This is a genomic window from Paenibacillus sp. FSL F4-0097, from assembly GCF_038593125.1.
GTDB classification, from domain to species: domain Bacteria; phylum Bacillota; class Bacilli; order Paenibacillales; family Paenibacillaceae; genus Paenibacillus_AQ; species Paenibacillus_AQ odorifer.
Genome location: NZ_CP151965.1, coordinates 2,324,624 through 2,343,138 on the forward strand (window position 1 = coordinate 2,324,624; position 18,515 = coordinate 2,343,138).

The 18,515-nt window shown below is 44.4% G+C and carries 15 protein-coding genes and 1 tRNA gene; 10 read left to right on the plus strand and 6 right to left on the minus strand.

Annotated features, from left to right (window positions below):
* Positions 1-129: 129 nt before the first annotated feature.
* Positions 130-588: a hypothetical protein gene (locus MHH86_RS10265; protein ID WP_036679346.1), complete on the plus strand. Its 459-nt coding sequence runs from the start codon at positions 130-132 to the stop codon at positions 586-588.
* A gap of 19 nt (positions 589-607) precedes the next feature.
* Here MHH86_RS10265 and MHH86_RS10270 read toward each other — a convergent pair whose 3' ends face one another.
* Positions 608-1,297 (minus strand): hypothetical protein, encoded by a 690-nt coding sequence (locus MHH86_RS10270; protein ID WP_342479717.1) that lies wholly within the window; start codon positions 1,295-1,297, stop codon positions 608-610.
* 190 nt (positions 1,298-1,487) lie between these two features.
* On the opposite strand from MHH86_RS10270, the gene MHH86_RS10275 reads away from it, so the two are divergent.
* Entirely contained in the window at positions 1,488-3,803 is a 2,316-nt protein-coding gene (locus tag MHH86_RS10275) for an endo-1,4-beta-xylanase (protein ID WP_076275021.1), read from the plus strand.
* Between the two features lie 339 nt (positions 3,804-4,142).
* On the opposite strand, the gene MHH86_RS10280 is transcribed toward MHH86_RS10275, so the two are convergent.
* Positions 4,143-5,858, minus strand: a complete 1,716-nt coding sequence (locus MHH86_RS10280; RefSeq protein ID WP_076275020.1) for an ABC transporter ATP-binding protein — start codon at positions 5,856-5,858, stop codon at positions 4,143-4,145.
* A 285-nt stretch (positions 5,859-6,143) separates the two neighbouring features.
* On the opposite strand from MHH86_RS10280, the gene MHH86_RS10285 reads away from it, so the two are divergent.
* The gene (locus MHH86_RS10285) at positions 6,144-7,322 is read left to right on the plus strand and encodes an MFS transporter (protein WP_244886503.1); all 1,179 of its coding nucleotides are present in this window, start codon (positions 6,144-6,146) and stop codon (positions 7,320-7,322) included.
* 91 nt (positions 7,323-7,413) lie between these two features.
* Here MHH86_RS10285 and MHH86_RS10290 read toward each other — a convergent pair whose 3' ends face one another.
* Positions 7,414-8,175: a methyltransferase domain-containing protein gene (locus MHH86_RS10290; RefSeq protein ID WP_038569774.1), complete on the minus strand. Its 762-nt coding sequence runs from the start codon at positions 8,173-8,175 to the stop codon at positions 7,414-7,416.
* Between the two features lie 238 nt (positions 8,176-8,413).
* Here MHH86_RS10290 and MHH86_RS10295 point away from each other — a divergent pair.
* The 5 genes from MHH86_RS10295 (at position 8,414) to MHH86_RS10315 (ending at position 13,960) form a co-directional block, all read left to right on the plus strand.
* Positions 8,414-8,497, plus strand: a tRNA-Leu gene (locus MHH86_RS10295).
* Positions 8,498-9,284: 787 nt separating this feature from the next.
* Positions 9,285-9,614 carry a PadR family transcriptional regulator gene (locus tag MHH86_RS10300; RefSeq protein WP_036679357.1) on the plus strand — a complete coding sequence of 110 codons (330 nt, stop codon included), beginning with the start codon at positions 9,285-9,287 and terminating at the stop codon, positions 9,612-9,614.
* Positions 9,611-10,168: a DUF2812 domain-containing protein gene (locus MHH86_RS10305; protein WP_076275019.1), complete on the plus strand. Its 558-nt coding sequence runs from the start codon at positions 9,611-9,613 to the stop codon at positions 10,166-10,168. Before MHH86_RS10300 ends, MHH86_RS10305 begins: the two co-directional genes overlap by 4 nt.
* A 205-nt stretch (positions 10,169-10,373) precedes the next feature.
* On the plus strand, positions 10,374-13,478 hold the full coding sequence (locus MHH86_RS10310; protein ID WP_326047369.1) for a PAS domain S-box protein: 3,105 nt from the start codon (positions 10,374-10,376) through the stop codon (positions 13,476-13,478).
* 86 nt (positions 13,479-13,564) lie between these two features.
* On the plus strand, positions 13,565-13,960 hold the full coding sequence (locus MHH86_RS10315) for a NusG domain II-containing protein (RefSeq protein WP_036679457.1): 396 nt from the start codon (positions 13,565-13,567) through the stop codon (positions 13,958-13,960).
* Here MHH86_RS10315 and MHH86_RS10320 read toward each other — a convergent pair.
* From MHH86_RS10320 to MHH86_RS10330, 3 genes are read right to left on the minus strand one after another with little or no spacing between them, the layout of a single operon-like run.
* Entirely contained in the window at positions 13,953-14,828 is an 876-nt protein-coding gene (locus MHH86_RS10320; protein WP_036679366.1) for a TIGR03943 family protein, read from the minus strand. The two genes, MHH86_RS10315 and MHH86_RS10320, sit on opposite strands and share 8 nt — an antisense overlap.
* Before the next feature lie 50 nt (positions 14,829-14,878).
* Complete coding sequence (locus MHH86_RS10325; protein WP_036679369.1) at positions 14,879-15,868, minus strand: permease; 990 nt, start codon at positions 15,866-15,868, stop codon at positions 14,879-14,881.
* Positions 15,865-16,893, minus strand: coding sequence for a GTP-binding protein (locus MHH86_RS10330; protein ID WP_036679372.1), 1,029 nt, complete (start codon positions 16,891-16,893; stop codon positions 15,865-15,867). The genes MHH86_RS10325 and MHH86_RS10330 overlap by 4 nt, the downstream gene beginning before the upstream one ends.
* Before the next feature lie 203 nt (positions 16,894-17,096).
* Here MHH86_RS10330 and rpmG point away from each other — a divergent pair, with 203 nt between their 5' ends.
* Together rpmG and MHH86_RS10340 are read left to right on the plus strand one after the other, a co-directional pair.
* On the plus strand, positions 17,097-17,246 hold the full coding sequence (gene rpmG / locus MHH86_RS10335; protein WP_076098468.1) for a 50S ribosomal protein L33: 150 nt from the start codon (positions 17,097-17,099) through the stop codon (positions 17,244-17,246).
* Between the two features lie 48 nt (positions 17,247-17,294).
* On the plus strand, positions 17,295-18,503 hold the full coding sequence (locus MHH86_RS10340; RefSeq protein ID WP_036679375.1) for a GTP-binding protein: 1,209 nt from the start codon (positions 17,295-17,297) through the stop codon (positions 18,501-18,503).
* The last annotated feature ends 12 nt before the right edge of the window (positions 18,504-18,515 follow it).

Sequence of the window (18,515 nt, forward strand, 5' to 3'; positions counted from 1 at the left end):
CGGTTTATAGGAAGAGGGAGTCGTGTTCACTACACGGCTCCTTCTTTAATTTGTTGTTTTATCTCAGCATTTCTATGTTTTCGTTGTGAAATTATAGAAATTAGAATATAACTTGTGAGAGGTGATAGATTGAAAGCTGAATCTAGAAGCACAAGGATGAAAGCAATCCTACAAGTTACCATTGTTATTTTCTTACATTTAATAATTATCTACCTTTTGGGAATGAAAACGGGGAAGTTGGAAGTAGAAGTAGTAAAACAAATGTTTATAATGTATGCAGCGCCAATAATTCTTCTGAATGTGTCTTGCAAGATAGCTTTAAAGACGCAAAAGCTTAGGTACAACATTTCTTGGTTAGTTATTAGTATTGTTCCTAGCACGAGAATTCTATTTTATTTAAAAGAATTACAAGGAAAAGAGTCTAGAGGTTCAGGGGTTGTTGATTTAAGGTTTTTTGATATGAAGCCTGACTTTGATCAGATAAGTCTTATCTATTTTTTCCCTATAATATATTTAGGTATTCAACTAGTTTTGATTTTTTTACTATTGATCATGATAGTAACGAAAGAAAAATCAATAGCTGACTAGCATAATTTTCTTGTACATACTAGGAATGCCGAAATGAACGGTATAACTCCCGTACAATGTGCTGATCCAGCTGGAAGTGGCGAAATGAACGGTAGAAATCCCGTACAATGTGCTGATCCAGCTGGAAGTGGCGAAATGAACGGTAGAAATCCCGTACAAAGTGCTGATCCAGCTGAAAGTGGCGAAATGTACGGTAGAACTCCCGTATAATGTGCTGATCCAGCTGGAAGTGGCGAAATGAACGGTAGAAATCCCGTACAATGTGATGATCCAGCTGGAAGTGGCGAAATGAACGGTATAACTCCCGTACAATGTGATGATCCAGCTGAAAGTGGCGAAATGTACGGTAGAAATCCCGTACAAAGTGCTGATCCAGCTGAAAGTGGCGAAATGTACGGTAGAACTCCCGTATAATGTGCTGATCCAGCTGGAAGTGGCGAAATGAACGGTAGAAATCCCGTACAATGTGATGATCCAGCTGAAAGTGGCGAAATGTACGGTATAACTCCCGTACAATGCGCTGATTCAGCTGGAAGTGGCGAAATGAACGGTAAAACTCCCGTACATTCAGCCAGCATGTTATGTAACCCAAGAGACAACACCATAATGGTGTCGTCTTTTGGGTTTTTTCGGCGTTAAATGGATCTGATAACGCAGATCCGTTCAGCTTAAGTAAAATAAGATCGAAAATAATTAATTTTAGTTCCATAAATGGAAACAAATGTGATATTATGGCGATATAGAGCCCATACTTCACGGATGACCTGCCTAGCTTGGTTCCTCCTGAGGATAGGCTCTGATTTTTTTATGAGGAAGGTGGTGTGGCCCGAGCGGTATCGGGGACAGGAAGAAACGAAGCAATAAGGTTCGAACCTAATTCAGAAGGGAGAATCGAAGCGATGAAAAAAGGAACTTTTTTGAAAGCGCTTAATTTTGTTTTGGTTTTATGTTTGCTTGTACCTGTGTATTGGGCTGCACCCGCACATGCGGAGAACACGCTTATTCAGCAAAGCGATTTTGAAGATGGTACTGTTCAGGGCTGGAGTGGACGTGGGGAAGTTGAGGTGCTTACGGCCAAAACAGATGCGGCACGCAGCGGCACATATGGCCTGGAGGTAAGCGGCCGAACAAAAACGTGGCATGGACCTTCACTGGATGTGACTAGCCAGCTGGAAGTGGGACAAACTTATGTGTTTATTGGATGGGTGAAGCTGCCTGCCGGATCATCTAACGCGAATATCTATATGTCATTGCAGCGGACATTACCTTCTACCATTCATTATGATAATTTGACCTTTGGTGCAGTGACAGCGAACGGTTGGGTGAAGCTTCAGGCGCAGTACAAGCTATTGGAGCCGGCAGATCAACTTTCTATTTATTTTGAAGTGCCGGGTAGCGCGACAACTTCTTTTTATTTGGATGATTTTCGATTGGAAATGCTACCGGATCTCGGTCCAATTGTCATCGAGGATGCGATTCCTTCGCTGAAGGATGTGTTTGCAAACAAATTTCTGATCGGCTCGGCTTTTACGAATAGTGAGCTGCTGACAGCTCCGGATCGGCAATTGTTATCCAAGCATTTTGATAGTGTAACGCCAGGAAATGTTCTGAAATGGGACAGCACGGAGCCGCAGGAAGGTGTGTTTAATTTCGCTGACGCTGACACGGCAGTAGCTTTTGCTACCGCAAATGGGCAGCAGGTACGTGGACATACCCTGGTCTGGCATTCGCAGACACCGGATTGGGTGTTCCGTGACGCCAGTGGTAATTTGGTCTCCAAAACGGTGTTATATGAGCGGATGAAGAGTCATATTAAGACCGTTATGGAACGTTATAAAGGTGAAATCTATGCTTGGGATGTCGTCAACGAAGTGATTGACACTTCGCAATCTGATGGCATGCGCCGCAGCCTGTGGTACCAGATCGCGGGTGAAGAGTATATTGAGAAGGCGTTCCAGTTCGCTCATGAAGCTGATCCTAACGCAAAACTGTTCATCAATGACTACAATACGCATGAGCCAGCCAAAAGCCAAGCACTATACAATCTGATTGTACGACTTCAGGCTAAAGGGGTTCCTATTGACGGAGTAGGGCATCAAACGCACATCAGCTTGTATTATCCTTCGCTCTCTGAAATCGAAAATTCGATTATCAAGTTCAAGGCTTTAGGGCTGGAAACTCATATTACTGAGCTGGATATTAGTGTGTATTCTGATAATTCTCAAGCCTATGAGACCTTCCCTGATCATTTGAAGCAGCGCCAAGCGGCTTTATACAAATCATTATTTGAGATCTTCATGAGGCACACGGATACGGTCACGAATGTCACTCTCTGGGGGAAGGATGACAGTAATACTTGGCTGCGCACTTATCCGGTAGCCCGCAACAATTGGCCTTTATTATTTGATGAGCGCCTTCAATCTAAGCCGGCCTACTGGTCCGTATTGGAGACAGTGGCAGCTCCCGTAGTTCCAGCTGCTCCTGCTAACTTGAATGCAGCTGCAGGCAATGGGCTCGTGAATCTTAGCTGGAGCACCTCGGCGGGCGCAACTTCCTATACGGTGAAACGGTCACTTACGAGTGGTGGCCCTTATACCACTCTGACTACGGCTACCGGGACGAGCTATAGCGATGCGGCCGTTAGCAACGGAACGACTTATTATTATGTTGTGAATGCTGTCAATAGTGCGGGTACGAGCAGCAATTCTGTACAAGCGATGGCTACACCGCAAGGCTCGGGGCCTGTCGAACCGGTCACCGGGCTTGCAGTGGCGTATCGGACAGCGGATACTAACCCAAATGACAACCAGACGAAGCCCTATTTTAATATTAAAAATAACGGCACAACTGCAGTCGATCTTAGCGAGCTGAGCATCCGTTACTGGTATACGATCGATGGAGACAAGCCGCAATCCTTTTTCTGCGATTATGCCCAGATCGGCAACAGCAAGGTAGCAGGCAGCTTTGTAAAGCTGGACACGCCTCGAACGGGAGCAGATTACTATTTGGAAGTACAATTCAACGCAGGTGCGGGCATGCTTGCAGCTGGAGGTGCTTCCGGGGATATTCAGACCCGGATACACAAGACAGATTGGAGCAATTTTAACGAGGCCAATGATTATTCGTTTAATTCACTTCAGACCGCTTATGCGGATTGGAACAAGGTGACCCTTTATCGGAACGGAGTGCTGGTATGGGGAACAGAGCCGCAATAGCGAAAGTAGGGGAACTGAGCTTTAATTGTGCTGTTTTTAAATTTTAGGGAAAACCTCTCTGAAAATAGCTGATTTATGCTGGTTACTTAGCTTATCAGGGAAATCCTCCCTAAATATCGCCTGAATTCCACTATTATGAGCAAATTGGGGTGAATCTGCGGGAGGTTTTCCCTGATTGCAAGGATTAGAGCAATAAACCAAAGAAAATCAGGGAGGAATTCCTTAATCAAGCATCACGTTTGCTGCAAATAGAGGAGTTACGCGAAAAAGCAAGCCTAGTCGCCAAAAACATGGTGACTAGGCTTGCTTCATTTTTGCTCAGCTGTGGCAAATTACTTTTTAAAAGTTATATTGCGCCTGATGCAGACGGCTGTAAATTCCACCAGCATGGACTAATTCTTCATGTCTGCCTTGTTCAGCGATTCCTTCTTCATTCACGACCATAATCCGGTCGGCATTTTTGATCGTCGTCAAACGGTGAGCGATGACGAGTGTGGTTCTGCCTACGGACAGATCAGCCAGGGATTGCTGAATCGCGGCTTCGGTCTCTGTGTCCAGCGCGGAAGTAGCTTCATCCAGAATCAGAATCGGCGGATTCTTGAGGAACATGCGAGCGATAGCCAGGCGCTGCTTTTGTCCACCGGACAGCTTCACACCGCGCTCCCCGATGACTGTCTCCATTCCATCTGGCAGATTCTGAATGAGCTCCTCCAGATGAGCACGTCGCGCAGCTTCCCAGATTTCAGGCAGCTTTGCATCCAGTTTCCCATAGGCGATATTCTCGCGAATTGTCCCGGAGAACAGGAAAACATCCTGCTGCACGATCCCGATTTGTTTGCGCAGCGATTCCAGCTTCATGTCACGGATATCGATGCCATCAATCGTGATGGCCCCGGCTGTGACATCATAGAAGCGCGGAAGCAGGCTGCAGATTGTTGTTTTACCTGCGCCGGACGGTCCAACAAAGGCAATGGTTTCGCCAGCCCTTACGTTAAGGCTTATATTTTGCAGAACCGGACGATTCTCTTCGTATCCAAAAGATACATCCTGGAATGTAATATCACCGCGCAAAGCGTTGATCTCCACGGCATCCGGTTTGTCACTGATGTCAGGTTCCGTGTCAATGATCTCCAGATAACGTCTGAAGCCGGCAATTCCTTTAGGATAACTTTCGATCACTGCATTGATTTTCTCGATAGGTCGGAAGAAGATATTCGACAACAAGATAAACGCCACAAATTCACCGATTTGCAGCTCGCCATTGATGAAGAACCATGCGCCGCAGATCATCACCAGGATGGTAATGAGGCGGGTCATCATATAGCTGACGGACAAGCTTCTAGCCATGATTTTATAAGCCAGAAGTTTTGTTTTGCGGAACATTTGATTATCTACTGCGAATAGTTCTTGTTCATGCTGCTCATTGGCAAAAGATTGCACGACCCGAATCCCACCGACATTGTCTTCGATACGGGCATTGAAACTGCCTACATTTCCAAATAGCTGACGATAAGTGGAAGTCATATTGCGCCCGAAGTAGATGATTACCCAAGCCATAATTGGAACGATAATAAAAGTAATGATCGCCAGCTTCAGATTAATATCAGCCATTAGGAGAAAGGCTCCGACAAGGGTCATGATTGCAATAAATACATCCTCAGGACCGTGATGCGCAACTTCGCCGATATCATTTAAGTCATTGGTGATTCGTCCGATTAGATGGCCTGTTTTATTATTATCAAAGAATCGGAACGAGAGTTTCTGAATATGGTCAAACATTTTTTTGCGCATATCAGTTTCGATATTTATGCCCAGCATGTGACCCCAGTAAGTGACAATATACTGCATCACTGTATTTAAGGCGTAAATCGCCAGCAGCGCAACACAAGCGATAAGAATAAGCGGCCAATCTTGACCAGGAAGTAAATCATCAATAAATTTATTGACGGCTACCGGAAAAGCCAGTTCTAGCAGTCCCGCAAAAACAGCGCAGGAGAAATCCAATATAAATAGTTTTCTATACGGACGATAGTAGGAAAAAAACCTTCGAAGCATTCTGTTCACTCTTTTCTGTGGTTTAAATATGAGTCCAATTGAAATTAATTCTCAACTACCCGATGATATGGATACTAAAGATGGCCAGCGGTTTTGTCAATAATTCGGGTATAAAATTACTTAAGGGTTGTAACTTCTAATAGAATAGTAGATGATGGTTCATAGTGTTTAAATATTTCAGATCCTTGACAAGCTTTCTGCTTGGCGGGGTTATTTGTTTGTAATTTAGGAGGATACACGATGAAAGCATCACAACGCGAAGGACAGATTCAGAATAATAGCTTAATGGATAGCAAATATGATCGCTGGCTGCTTGTGCTGGGAATTATTTTTATCGCTGCAGCGCTGCGGGCTCCATTTACTTCTGTGGGTCCATTAATACAATTGATTCAGGATGACCTCGGCTTATCCAATACTTTAGCGGGAGCTATTACTACTTTACCATTATTAGCTTTTGCCATCTTGTCCCCGTTTGCTCCAAAGCTGGCCCGCCGTTTTGGTTTGGCTAATGTGTTATTAGTTGCCATGGTCATGCTGGCTATGGGAATTCTAATTCGCTCGGGATCTGGAGCAGGTCTGTTGTTCACAGGTACTGCTATACTTGGATTATCTATTGCCGTGTGTAATGTACTGCTTCCAGGTCTTATTAAGGGGAAGTTTCCTCACAAAATCGGGCTAATGACAGGTATCTACACGGTTTCTATGAATTTATGCGCAGCTATTGCCTCAGGAATTAGTGTACCGTTGGCAACGAATGCTGGATTCGGTTGGAGAGGGACCTTGGCCATCTGGTTTATGATCGCAGCTCTAGCAACAGTGTTCTGGATTCCGCAAATGCGTAAGCTTAATCAAGGAACCGGCTCTAAGAGTGCAGCCTCAAGCAAAAATATGTGGCGTTCATCTCTTGCTTGGAAAGTCACGATCTTTATGGGCTTACAGTCACTGCTTTATTACGTCTTTATTGCCTGGTTTTCGGTTCTCCTCGGTGAACGGGGAATGTCGTCGAGTAATGCGGGTTGGTTTCTCTCGCTCATGCAATTGGCACAACTACCCTTTACTTTCTTCGTACCGCTGTGGGCAGGCCGGATGAAAAACCAACGTATTCTAGTTATAATCACTGCTGTTCTTTATTTCATCGCATTAGGTGGCATCTGGCAAGGCAGCGGCGCTTTAATGGCTGTATGGGCGATATGCTTTGGTATTGCCGGGGGATTTGCCTTCGGTCTTGCGATGATGTTCTTCAGTCTAAGAACAAGAAGCACGCAAGAAGCGGCGGAGCTGTCAGGAATGGCCCAATCTGTGGGTTATGTACTGGCAGCAATGGGACCGGCATTATTCGGCTGGCTGCATGATGTAACGAACAGCTGGACGGTGCCATTGATTTTACTGCTGGGTGCAAGTGTGCTGTTGATGGTTGTCGGACTTGGTGCTGGCAGTGATCGGTACGTTGGAGATAGAAAATAGGATCCCGTGTAAAAAGAGTGTACTAACGCGTACTAAGCGCCAGTGCACTCTTTTTTTGATTATTGAACATGGGCAGTAATTCTCATCTATATTAGCTTCGTTTGTAAGCAACAACCCGGATTCTGCGATAGTCCATTACCCAGCGGCCGTCCTGATATAGCGTGGGTTTCAGTTTCTGTTCCATAGAAGAGAGAACTTCTGCGCGTTCAATGGGTGTGAGCACACTTAAGATTCCATCGGCAAAAGTATTCAACCACCGCTGAAATCCTTGCTCCAAGCCTTCCAGTGGTGTTGGCCGGTCAAAACAAAGAGCGAGGTCCACGGTCAGTCCGTGCTTCTCTAGTAGAGTTGCGTACTCGCCAATGCTGGGGAAGTACCAGGGCAAATGCAGCTTATGACTACAGCCAATGGCTGCAAAAGCTTGTGGAAGTGTAGCGACGATGGAAGCAATATTGCCCAGTCCACCGAACTCGGCCACGAAACGGCCGCCTACCCGCAAGCTGGCAACGATGGACGCCGCCGCTCCGTTTGCGTCTGTTAGCCAGTGAAGGGCAGCGTTGCTGAACACAGCATCGACTGGCTGTTCCGCGACATAAGTTTGCCCATCAGCTAAGACAAAGCTTAGATGGGGATGTTTGTCACGGGCTGTCTGAATCATTTCGGCAGAGGCATCAATACCTGTCACAGTGGCGCCTCTAGCAGCAATGGCTGCCGCCAAATCTCCGGTTCCACAGCCCCAATCGATAATCTGTTCGCCAGGCTGTGGGCGAAGCAGCTTAATCAAAGACTCTCCAAACTGAGACACAAAGGCCATATCAGTATCATAGGTTTGGGTATTCCACTGCTGGTTCATAAGTATTCATCCTTTCTATTGATAGATTATTCAGACATCTCCGTCATAACGCCATACTTTATCTATGTTGTACCATATGAGATCTTATAATAGAAATATATAAACTGAATAATATTGATTGGTTGTGCCTATGAGGTCTATATATAGCCCAATTCAATAATACAAAAACCTTGCGTTTTATATGCAAAGGGAGTATAGTATTATGTACAGGCGGTTTTGGTCGCCAGTTACATAATACGCGGTCATGGCGGAATTGGCAGACGCGCTGGCTTCAGGTGCCAGTGGTAGCAATATCGTGGAGGTTCGAGTCCTCTTGACCGCATCATAGCTTAATAGAAAGCCCCTAAATTCGCTCCTATGGCGATTTGGGGGCTTTCTTATTTGCAATTATCATGTAGCTAAATTAGCAATTATGTAGCTGAGCAGCAGTCATGTAGATCAATAGCATCCAACTGATGAATCTCAGCGTTCTCAAACAAATTAACGAAACTATCTCTAAATACAGTCACCGCCAGAGCGCATGGTGTTCTTAAGGTCCATAAACGGAACCTAGGTGAACGGTGTTAAACTAACGGACCGTATGGCCGCTATTATTGATATTTTGCACATTTTACAGGGGTTTCGGACTGCATAGCTCTTATTGCTAAGGAATCGTGTGAAAGCGAGTGTTTGGAGACGAATAGCTGCATCTGAGTCCGAACGTAAGCTGAAACACGCTATTTTTCGGAAATAGCGGCATCTCAGTCTCATACATCATAATGAGGAAGGAATAGTTGGCACGGTGGGAGTATCTAGCTGCTGAGTAGCGGTCATCCAGATGAGCGGCAGTCAAGTAGATGAATCAGTCTTGCATGCAAATAAATTAGTTTTCGTGCAAATAAACAGCGTCGATCTAATCAGCAGCATTCATGCGGAGACCATCCATCCCTCAAATAACAACGCCCCCAAATCCGTCCTTAGCTAAGTGCTGGGCGGTTTTTTTGTTGCGCTCATGATCGCTGCGATTGAAAAAAATGGGTGTTTTTGTATTGACAATTATATCGGCTTCCGTAATAATGGTATTACGGAAGCCGATATATCGACAACAGTAATAGATTGGAGATGAAATGATGCCTGAAAGCACAGAAAGAGGCGCATTAACTGAAGCTGTATTTTATATCTTATTGTCTCTATATACAGCAATGCACGGATACGCAATTATGCAGAATGTGAAGGACTTAAGTAACGGTCGGGTTGATCTGGGCGCGGGCACTTTATACGGAGCACTTAACACTTTACTGGAAAAAGGCTGGATAAAAGCAGTGGAAGGGGAGCAAGGTTCCCGTCGAAAAGAATACGAAATTACCGACTTAGGAAAGTCAGTGATTCAGGGAGAGATTATCCGTCTGGAAGAATTGATAGCGAATGGGAAGAGAATAGCTGGAGGTGAGTCCAAATGAAACATGTGGTTCGCAAGCTGATTTGGGATTATGAGAAGGAAGAAAAGTGGCTTAATGAAATGTCTGCGAAGGGGATGGCTCTATCAGAATTATCTTGGTGCAAATATGTGTTTACAGAGACCCCCAATAATGAGTACACGTATAGAATTGAGCTTTTAGATAACATGCCTGATCATCCGGATAGCATCAAATATCTCAAGTTTTTAGAGGAAAACGGTATAGATTGTGTTAGTACTTACATGCGCTGGGTTTACCTTAGAAAGAAGTCGGGAGAAGGTCCGTTTGATATTTACACAGATCTGGAATCCAGAATAAAACACTATAAGCGAATCAACAGGTTATGGAAATCTGTAATGTGGCTAGAGTTGATTTTAGGTCTATTTAATGTGATGATTGGTGTAATAAATTATTCTTTTTCATCACAGAATCTCAGTATGGTAAACGTAATAATGGGCGGAATGTTGATTTTGTTAGGTCTTGTTTTTGTAATTATTGGTGCACCTATCCGTAAGAAAATTAAGAAGCTTCAGCTGGAAAATTTGATAATAGAATAGGACTTTAGAGTTGTAACATGCACACACGGCAAGTTTCCTTTTCAAAGGGAGACTTGCTGTTTATTTTTGCGCAGTTTTACTGCGAAATTTACCAGTCTATCATTTAGGACTCAACTATCAAGCTTATTTACCGAAAAAAAGGTATACTGAAATTATTACAAGTTTGTTAATATAGTCCCCCATTTTCAAAAGAGGAGGCTTACAGGTGTCTGATTTTCTTTTTAAGCAGCTATACTTACGGTCTTCTATCGGGATTGCGGTAGTCTCTCCGAAGGATGGGACGTTATTACAATCGAATCCTGCGCTATGCCAAATGTTTGGTTATGCAGAAGAAGATCTTTTGAATATAAATTATCTGGATCTTGTGTATCCGGAAGATAAAACTAATAACGATCATTCCGTTATCCTGAACGATCTGCTAGCTGAGCCTGGGACTGCATTGGAGAAAGAACGGCGGTTTTTGCGTAAGGATGGCGAAATCATCTGGGTAGCCCAACATATATTTTTAATCTATCAGGAGAATTCCAGTGAACCCTATGTCCTGATTTCTGAGTTAACGGATATCACTGACCGAAAACTTGCTGAACAGAAGATTCAGGAAGATGAGCATTTATATAATTTGATCACGCAAAATACACCGGATATGATTTCTTTTGGCGATCCTGACGGAACACTGCACTACGTATCTCCCTCAGTGGAGCTGCTGTTAGGTTATTCTGCACAAGAAATGATAGGTACCAAAAGACCCGAGTATTATCACGTAGATGATGCTCTTGAGATGATTGAACAAGGCAAGCTATATTCGGATACGGACGTATTTACTCGTAGAGCCCGTCATAAAGATGGACATTATTTGTGGATCGAGAGTTCTTCCCAAGTGGTACGTGATGAGCAGGGGAACATTAAACAGATATTAACCATTGGTCGCGATATTACTCAGCGCAAGAAATACGAGGATATGCTGGCTAAAGCTCAACACCTTGCGAAGATGGGATCCTGGGAATGGGATATGACAAAATCACGGCTGACGGTTTCCAGAGAGATGCGTAATATTTTTGGCTTTTTGGAAGATGAGAGCAATCATTCTTATTTTGATTACAGACGTGTTTTTGCTTGCATTGATCCTGACGATTTCATCAGACTTGAACAGTTAGTACATCAATCCATGGAGAATGGGGCTAATGGCGAAGCAACGGTCCGTATTCATAGTGCGGATGGAGAGCTGAAGTTTCTGGATGTGCACTGGGAAGTGATTACAGATGAAGAAGGAAGACTGCTGCAGATCAGCGGGATAGCCCAGGATGTGACCGAACGTCAACGAATGGAAGAACAACTGCGGGATAGTGAGCAGAACTATCGTCTGATCTCAGAAAATTCTATGGACTTCATTTCACGTAATGCAGCGGACGGGAGCTTTACCTATCTGTATGCCTCACCCATCTGCCAGACTATGTTTGGCTATGCACCAGAAGAAATGTGCGGAACTAGAGGGATTGATTACATACATCCGGAGGACAGAATCAAATTAACTTCATATCTCAGCAATTGTATGGAAGGGAAGAAGCTTGAGCCTGTTATTCTCCGGTTTTTTTGCAAAGACGGAACCTTTATTTGGACAGAAACGACTCTGCGGTATATTTACTCTGAGACCTGCGGGAATCAGGAGCTTGTCTGTGTAACCCGCGACATTGGGGAACGTACGCGTCATTTTGAAGAAATACAGAAATTAAGTAACGAGTATGCGCTGATCTTGAATTCGGTCTCTGAAGGCATATTTGGGATGAACCTTGAAGGCAACACGATGTTCATTAATCCAGCAGCCATTACTATGTTGGGATTCGATCCTACTGAGTGGGGAAACAGCAAATTTCATGCAATTCACCAAACCTGGCTGGATAACGAGTCTTTTACAGGAATTCAGAAGACGCTGCTTCCTTCACGCTCCAGTAATCTCACTATTGAAGATAGGGAGGGTGTGTTTTGGAGGCAGGATGGTTCAAGCTTTTTAGTCAGATATCGAATGACCCCACTGTTTGATGGTGATGAACGGATTGGGGCGGTTGTCGTCTTTCGAGATATTACGGAGGAGAAGGAGATTGTGCGGGCGAAGGAGTCTGCCGAGGAAGCGGACCGGGCAAAATCGGAGTTCCTAGCGATCATGAGCCATGAGCTGCGCACGCCTATGAACGGCATTATTGGGATGGCTGATCTTTTATCTGGGACGGAGCTGGATGAAGAGCAAAGCTACTACACACAGATCATTAACAAAAGCGGTGAGGCATTGCTTCATATTCTGAATGAAGTGCTGGATTTCAGCAAAATTGAAGCAGGCATGATGACGCTTGAACTACAAATGGTGGATTTGCATGAAGTGATACAAAACGTTTGTGAACTGTTTTATCCGAAGGTTAAGGAGAAAGGGCTTTTACTTACTAGCGAGCTATCTCCTGAGCTTCCAGCCGTCATCATGACTGATGGGGCGAGATTGCGTCAAATTCTCGTAAATCTGGTTGGGAACGCAGTGAAATTTACGGAGACAGGTGAAATCAGTATCTCTGTTATGTTAGAAGCTTCAGAGGCATCCGGAAATCTTATCGTGAAATTTATCGTAAAAGATACAGGATTGGGGATTCCAGTTTCCAGCCAAGGTTTATTATTTCAATCCTTCTCGCAATTGCATCCGTCGATCAATCGTAAATATGGTGGAACTGGGCTTGGACTTGCCATAAGTAAAAAGCTGGCCGAGCTTCTTGGCGGATCTATCGGTGTCAATAGCTGTGAGGATGAAGGCTCGGAGTTTTATTTTACAGTGGAAGTCTCTCTACCCAAAGAGGAATGGGATCAGAAAGTGACCGTCAACGCCTCAACAGATGTGGTCAGAAATGATAAATCTGCTGTTAAAGAGTTAACTACCGGTGAGTATGGACCGATGTCCATTCTTATTGCTGAAGATCATCCTGTGAATCAGCAGCTTATGCAGGCTTATCTGAAAAAGAGGGGATATGTTCCTGACATCGCTTTAAATGGTGAGGAAGCGGTTCGGGCTGTGCTTTCCAATCATTATGATCTGGTATTTATGGATATTCAGATGCCTATTATGGATGGAATTGAAGCAACGGGAATCATACGTGAGAAGCTTGGGCTGACTCCAATTATCATTGCGGCTACAGCTTTTGCAAGAGATGAAGATAAGATGATGTGTCTTAGTGCTGGAATGCAGGATTTCATTTCTAAACCCATCTCGATAAAAGAGCTCGACCGGGTATTAAGAGAATGGTCTGCCCAAATTCGTTTAGGTGAGCATCATTGACAAATAGGGTTATGATTAATATATTGATATTAATCGTAATCATTACGTATATTATTTGTCATGAAAGGATTCTTACCTTGTTAACAATGAAGCGCGGGGATATTTTAATTATTGTGATAGCCTTGTTAGCTGCGGGCTTGATTTATGGCATGAAGTGGTGGGACAGCAGCAATGAGCAGTATCAGCAAGGGGATTTGAAAGCTATAATTACGGTGGACGGTAAAGAGTACAAAACCGTTTCTTTGACTAAAGAAGAACAAATTATAGATATTCAAACGAAATTCGGCCACAATACGCTAAAGGTGTTTGATTATGGAATCCAAATGACCTATTCTGATGCTCCCCTAAGAATTGCTTTGGAAATGGGGTTCATCTCAAGACCCAAACAGCAAATTATCTGTATTCCAGCTCGTATTATGGTAGAAGTATTTAATCCTAATAAGTCTGAGAATGATGAGGATGAGCTAGATGCGATTATTTAGTAATCTTAGTTGAACCTTCTAACTCTTTCCATGCGGTGATAGAGTCAGGACTGGTGTAAATGTAAGGTGTTGCGGGTTGTTTGATAGGTGTAATAGACTCAGCACTAATTTGCATGATTTCTTGACCTTTATAGGGAACAACTTGAAGCTTGCCCCGGACCTCTATCCAGGTATCGGTAGGCAGGCTTTTTAGTTTGCCGGAATCCACTAATATCCCAAAGGGTGTAGCATCGGCAGTGCAGCATTGGACCAGAAATCTACCTATGGCAAAAGAATTCTCTGAATGTTCACCTTGATCACGATATAAAAAGCCGGAAATAGTAATTTCTTTGCCTGCAAATTGTTGTTTATACAGCTCAAGGGCACCTAAGGTTTCGGAGAAAATCGCTGAATAAACTGGGACCACAGGTTGTGTATAAAGGATCTTAGCCAGCTCGGTAAGCTCCTCATGGTAAGGATCAATGGACTCGAATCTCGCGGAATTTTTAGCTTCAGTGGGCAAGGAGGATAGGGAGATTCCTTTTTTAGCAGCGGCCATACTTCCCAAAGCGCGATCCGGAAGGAGAAATCCGAGCAGCAGTGGAAAAAGGAATAATCCATATAGCGCTGTACTTTTGAAAAAAGAATGTGGAAGCCGATGCTCGCAGTCACAGAGAACACTACCCTTGCCAAATAAAGCCTGTACGGCCAGACTGAGCGCCATAAGTGTCAGCGGGATTGGACATAATTGAACCCAGCGTGCCAGCTTGGGCGCTACATAATAATGCAAAGCGTCCTGCTGTACCAGATGCCCGATATAGAGGGCGAAAGCGAGCAGAATGACCGCCCTTAACAAATAGTGAAACCGGATGCTTCGAGAGTCATTCATGCTCTATCCTCCTACCCATGTTGTAAACAACAGCTTACCACCTCTATGAATTACAGCCACAAGGACATGAATACCGCCCCAATAAACACGCTTGCGAAGATCAGAAAGAACAAATAAAGAGCGAATTTGGTCTTAAACAGTGAGAGCAACATCAATGAATTTTTGAAATCCAGCATCGGTCCGAATACCATAAAAGCGAGCAGAGCACCAGATGGAAAAGAATGTACGAAGGTGGAAGCTACAAAGGCATCTGAGGAGGAACAAAGTGAGAGCACAAATGCCAGTCCCATCATGAAAAAATATGAACCCAGCGGCTTAGCTCCGATCGCAGCCAGACTGTCTTGAACCATAAATGTCTGAATGCCAGCGGTTAATAAGCAACCGATAATTAAATATTTTCCCATCTCAAAAAACTCATCTGAGGTATGGACGAAGACAGCGGCTATTTTTCCCCCACGAGAATTATTGTGATGAGCTTCCCCTGTTTCACGCTGAACATTTAGGCGGATGGGAGATTTTTTAACCGTTGCGTAGATTATCAAACCTATTAGACAGGCTACAACAAAAGCCAGACCCATACGGGCATAGGCCAGCTCCGAGTGGCTGCGAAATGCTGTCATGGTCGCCCCATAGACGACAGGATTTAGGATCGGTCCGGACAAAATAAACACGATAGCCACGTAAACAGGCATACCTTTATGGATAAGTCGGCGGACGAGCGGGATCATTCCACATTCGCAGACCGGAAAAATAATTCCGAGCAGACATGCGAACAGAATGGCCGGAAGAGGTCGCCGCGGAATCCACCGGGAAATCATTTCATCCGGGATAAAGACGCGAAGCAGTGAAGATAACAATGCTCCTGCTAATACAAACGGCAAGGCTTCCAGCAATATGCCGATAAAAGCGGTTTTGAAGGTGTCGATGTATGCATTATCCAGCAGCTCCAGATGATTCGGCAGCCATACAAAGCCAATGATAATCAGGAACGAGATCGGGAGGAGCAACGGCAGTATTTTTAATGGTGAAAAGGTAGTCAAAACTCGAATAAGGCGGACCACCGATCTGCCAGCTGTTCTTCATCTATATTCATCCCGATGAACACCACATAAGGCATACCAGGATAACGAGAGGCTTCCCAGGTAGTACGCATCCCCGCATATTGAACAAGCTGAACCGGCTCCTGTTCGGACAAAAGAATATGCCCCTTGGCACGTAATAGATTGTCACCCCATTCTTGGAAGAAGGCCTCTAGGCGTTCTTTAGAAGGCATAGTTGTCCTTACCTGCGGAATGGTTAACGTGATGGCTGTTACCTGCGAGAAAGAAGCGTGCTGCTCCTCATGCAGCTCTTTTACAGCGGTTCCCCCATGCTCTGAATGCATTTGTTTCAGTGATGCTCCTTTGAAGGTTTGAGGCGCTCGCTGTGGAGCCGGAGCTATAATTTTACGTGGGATTATTCCTGACAATATCGGAGACAGGTTGATTTCACTGTAATGGGTGTATACAATTTCAGCCTCCGTATTTTGTTTACGAACTCCCTTTTCAATTCTCCATAAGGTTTCCGGCTCTACGAGATCGCTTTTATTAACGACAATAAGATCAGCTGTGGAGAGCTGCTTACGCAGGGTCCGAACGAGCTGTTTGTCAGAGGAGAGTCTGCTGTTATATTCCAGAGCATTTTCCGCATCTAACAGAGTGATGGTATAGTGCAGCTCCACCAGATCCTGTAGAGGGGTTTCCTGCAACGTTTTGGCGATTTCTTCAGGATCGGCGACGCCGGTCAACTCCATGTAAATGGCATCTGGACGTCCTCTCAGCAGCACCATCAGGCTATCTGCCAAATCCTCTTTACGGCTACAACATACGCATCCGTCCAGCAGTTTAGTTACAGCTGTACCGGTATGCTCCTGCAGAATATACCCGTCCACATCCCGTTTGCCCAGTTCATTCATTACTACTCCTGGATTCAGCCCTCTTACCTTGCTTTCTTTCAGCAGGGACAACAGCAGAGTTGTCTTCCCGCTCCCCAGAAACCCGCTCAAAATAATTACTGGTATCTTCATGATCTCCACTCCTGCCTGATTCTCTAGGAATTACAAGAATCATATTTTTTATAATTCCATCTATACGTAATTTGTCCACCAGAAAGACCACAAAATTAAGAGAGTTGAAATTTTTACAAGATCATAGTTGACAGATTGTGAATAAACCGTGTACGATGTGTTAATCGTAATTATTACGATTTGATCAAAAGGAGATGGAAACGATGAGAGTAATCATTACTTTGGCATGTACGGAGACAGGAGATCGCAACTATACCACTACCAAGAATAAGCGAAATCATCCAGGGCGTATGGAAATGAAAAAATATTGTCCACGCCTAAAGAGAGTAACCTTACATCGCGAAACCCGTTAAGGGCGGAGGATTTTAATCTTGATTTTATAAACGATAGGAGTGGTATAGATGAAAAAGCTCCCTGTTACCGTGCTCAGTGGATATTTGGGCTCTGGGAAAACAACGCTGCTGAATCATATTCTGCACAACCGTGACGGGCTTAAAGTAGCTGTTATTGTAAATGACATGAGTGAAGTCAATGTGGATGCGAATCTGGTGAAGTCCGGAAATACGCTTTCTAGAACAGAAGAGAAATTAGTTGAGATGTCTAATGGTTGCATCTGTTGTACGCTTCGTGATGATTTGATTGTCGAAGTACAAAAGCTGGCTGCGGAAGGGCGATTTGATTACATCCTGATTGAATCCTCAGGCATTAGCGAACCTGTACCAGTGGCACAGACCTTTACCTATGCCAATCCCGAGTTGGATATTGATTTGACTTCGCTTGCTCAATTAGACACGATGGTGACTGTTGTGGATGCTGGGCGTTTCTGGCATGACTTCTCTTCTGGTGATAGTCTGATGGACCGCAACCAAACGGCTGGCGAAGGAGATTTCCGCGATATTGTGGATCTGCTTATTGATCAGATCGAAACTTGTGATGTCTTGCTGCTTAATAAGTGTGATCTGTTGAAAGAAGATGAACTCAACAAGCTTGAAGCTGTGCTCCGTAAGCTTCAACCGTCTGCCAAGCTGATCCGCACGATTAACGGCGTAGTAGATCCGAAGGAAATTCTGAATACCGGATTGTTTGATTTTGAGAAAACAAGCTTATCCTCTGGTTGGATCGCGGAGCTGAATAAAGAGACCCATACCCCTGAAACGGAGGAATACGGAATTTCTTCCTTTGTTTATCGCCGGAGAACACCTTTCCACCCGCAAAGATTAAGTTTTTTCTTTAGCAACTGGCCGGAAGAGGTCGTTCGGGCAAAAGGTGTGGCATGGGTAGCTGCAAAAGGTGATCTTGCAGCTACTATAAGTCAGGCAGGACCTTCCATTCAGTTCGGACCTGCTGGCTACTGGTTGGCTACAATGCCTAAGGATCAGCAGCTGGAGGTACTGGAAAGCGAACCTGAGCTGCAGGCGAAATGGGACGAGCAGTGGGGCGATAGAATAAATGAAATCGTATTTATCGGTGTAAATATAGATCAGGCACAACTCGAAGCCAGATTGGACAGATGTTTGCTGACGGTGGAGGAGCTGAAGCAGGATTGGACAAAGTTCAACAATCCACTTCCGTGGCCTGTTGAAGAACTCCTTGCGGCTGCTGAGGAATAGATACTTAGTAAA

What these genes read in the sequence shown, in the direction of transcription:
- MHH86_RS10280 (WP_076275020.1), bottom strand. Translation starts at nt 5,858, where the DNA reads ATGCTTCGAAGGTTTTTTTCCTACTATCGTCCGTATAGAAAACTATTT.
- MHH86_RS10275 (WP_076275021.1), top strand. Translation starts at nt 1,488, where the DNA reads ATGAAAAAAGGAACTTTTTTGAAAGCGCTTAATTTTGTTTTGGTTTTA.
- MHH86_RS10320 (WP_036679366.1), bottom strand. Translation starts at nt 14,828, where the DNA reads ATGAATGACTCTCGAAGCATCCGGTTTCACTATTTGTTAAGGGCGGTC.
- MHH86_RS10340 (WP_036679375.1), top strand. Translation starts at nt 17,295, where the DNA reads ATGAAAAAGCTCCCTGTTACCGTGCTCAGTGGATATTTGGGCTCTGGG.
- MHH86_RS10290 (WP_038569774.1), bottom strand. Translation starts at nt 8,175, where the DNA reads ATGAACCAGCAGTGGAATACCCAAACCTATGATACTGATATGGCCTTT.
- MHH86_RS10330 (WP_036679372.1), bottom strand. Translation starts at nt 16,893, where the DNA reads ATGAAGATACCAGTAATTATTTTGAGCGGGTTTCTGGGGAGCGGGAAG.
- MHH86_RS10315 (WP_036679457.1), top strand. Translation starts at nt 13,565, where the DNA reads ATGAAGCGCGGGGATATTTTAATTATTGTGATAGCCTTGTTAGCTGCG.
- rpmG (WP_076098468.1), top strand. Translation starts at nt 17,097, where the DNA reads ATGAGAGTAATCATTACTTTGGCATGTACGGAGACAGGAGATCGCAAC.
- MHH86_RS10270 (WP_342479717.1), bottom strand. Translation starts at nt 1,297, where the DNA reads ATGGAACTAAAATTAATTATTTTCGATCTTATTTTACTTAAGCTGAAC.
- MHH86_RS10305 (WP_076275019.1), top strand. Translation starts at nt 9,611, where the DNA reads ATGAAACATGTGGTTCGCAAGCTGATTTGGGATTATGAGAAGGAAGAA.
- MHH86_RS10285 (WP_244886503.1), top strand. Translation starts at nt 6,144, where the DNA reads ATGGATAGCAAATATGATCGCTGGCTGCTTGTGCTGGGAATTATTTTT.
- MHH86_RS10300 (WP_036679357.1), top strand. Translation starts at nt 9,285, where the DNA reads ATGCCTGAAAGCACAGAAAGAGGCGCATTAACTGAAGCTGTATTTTAT.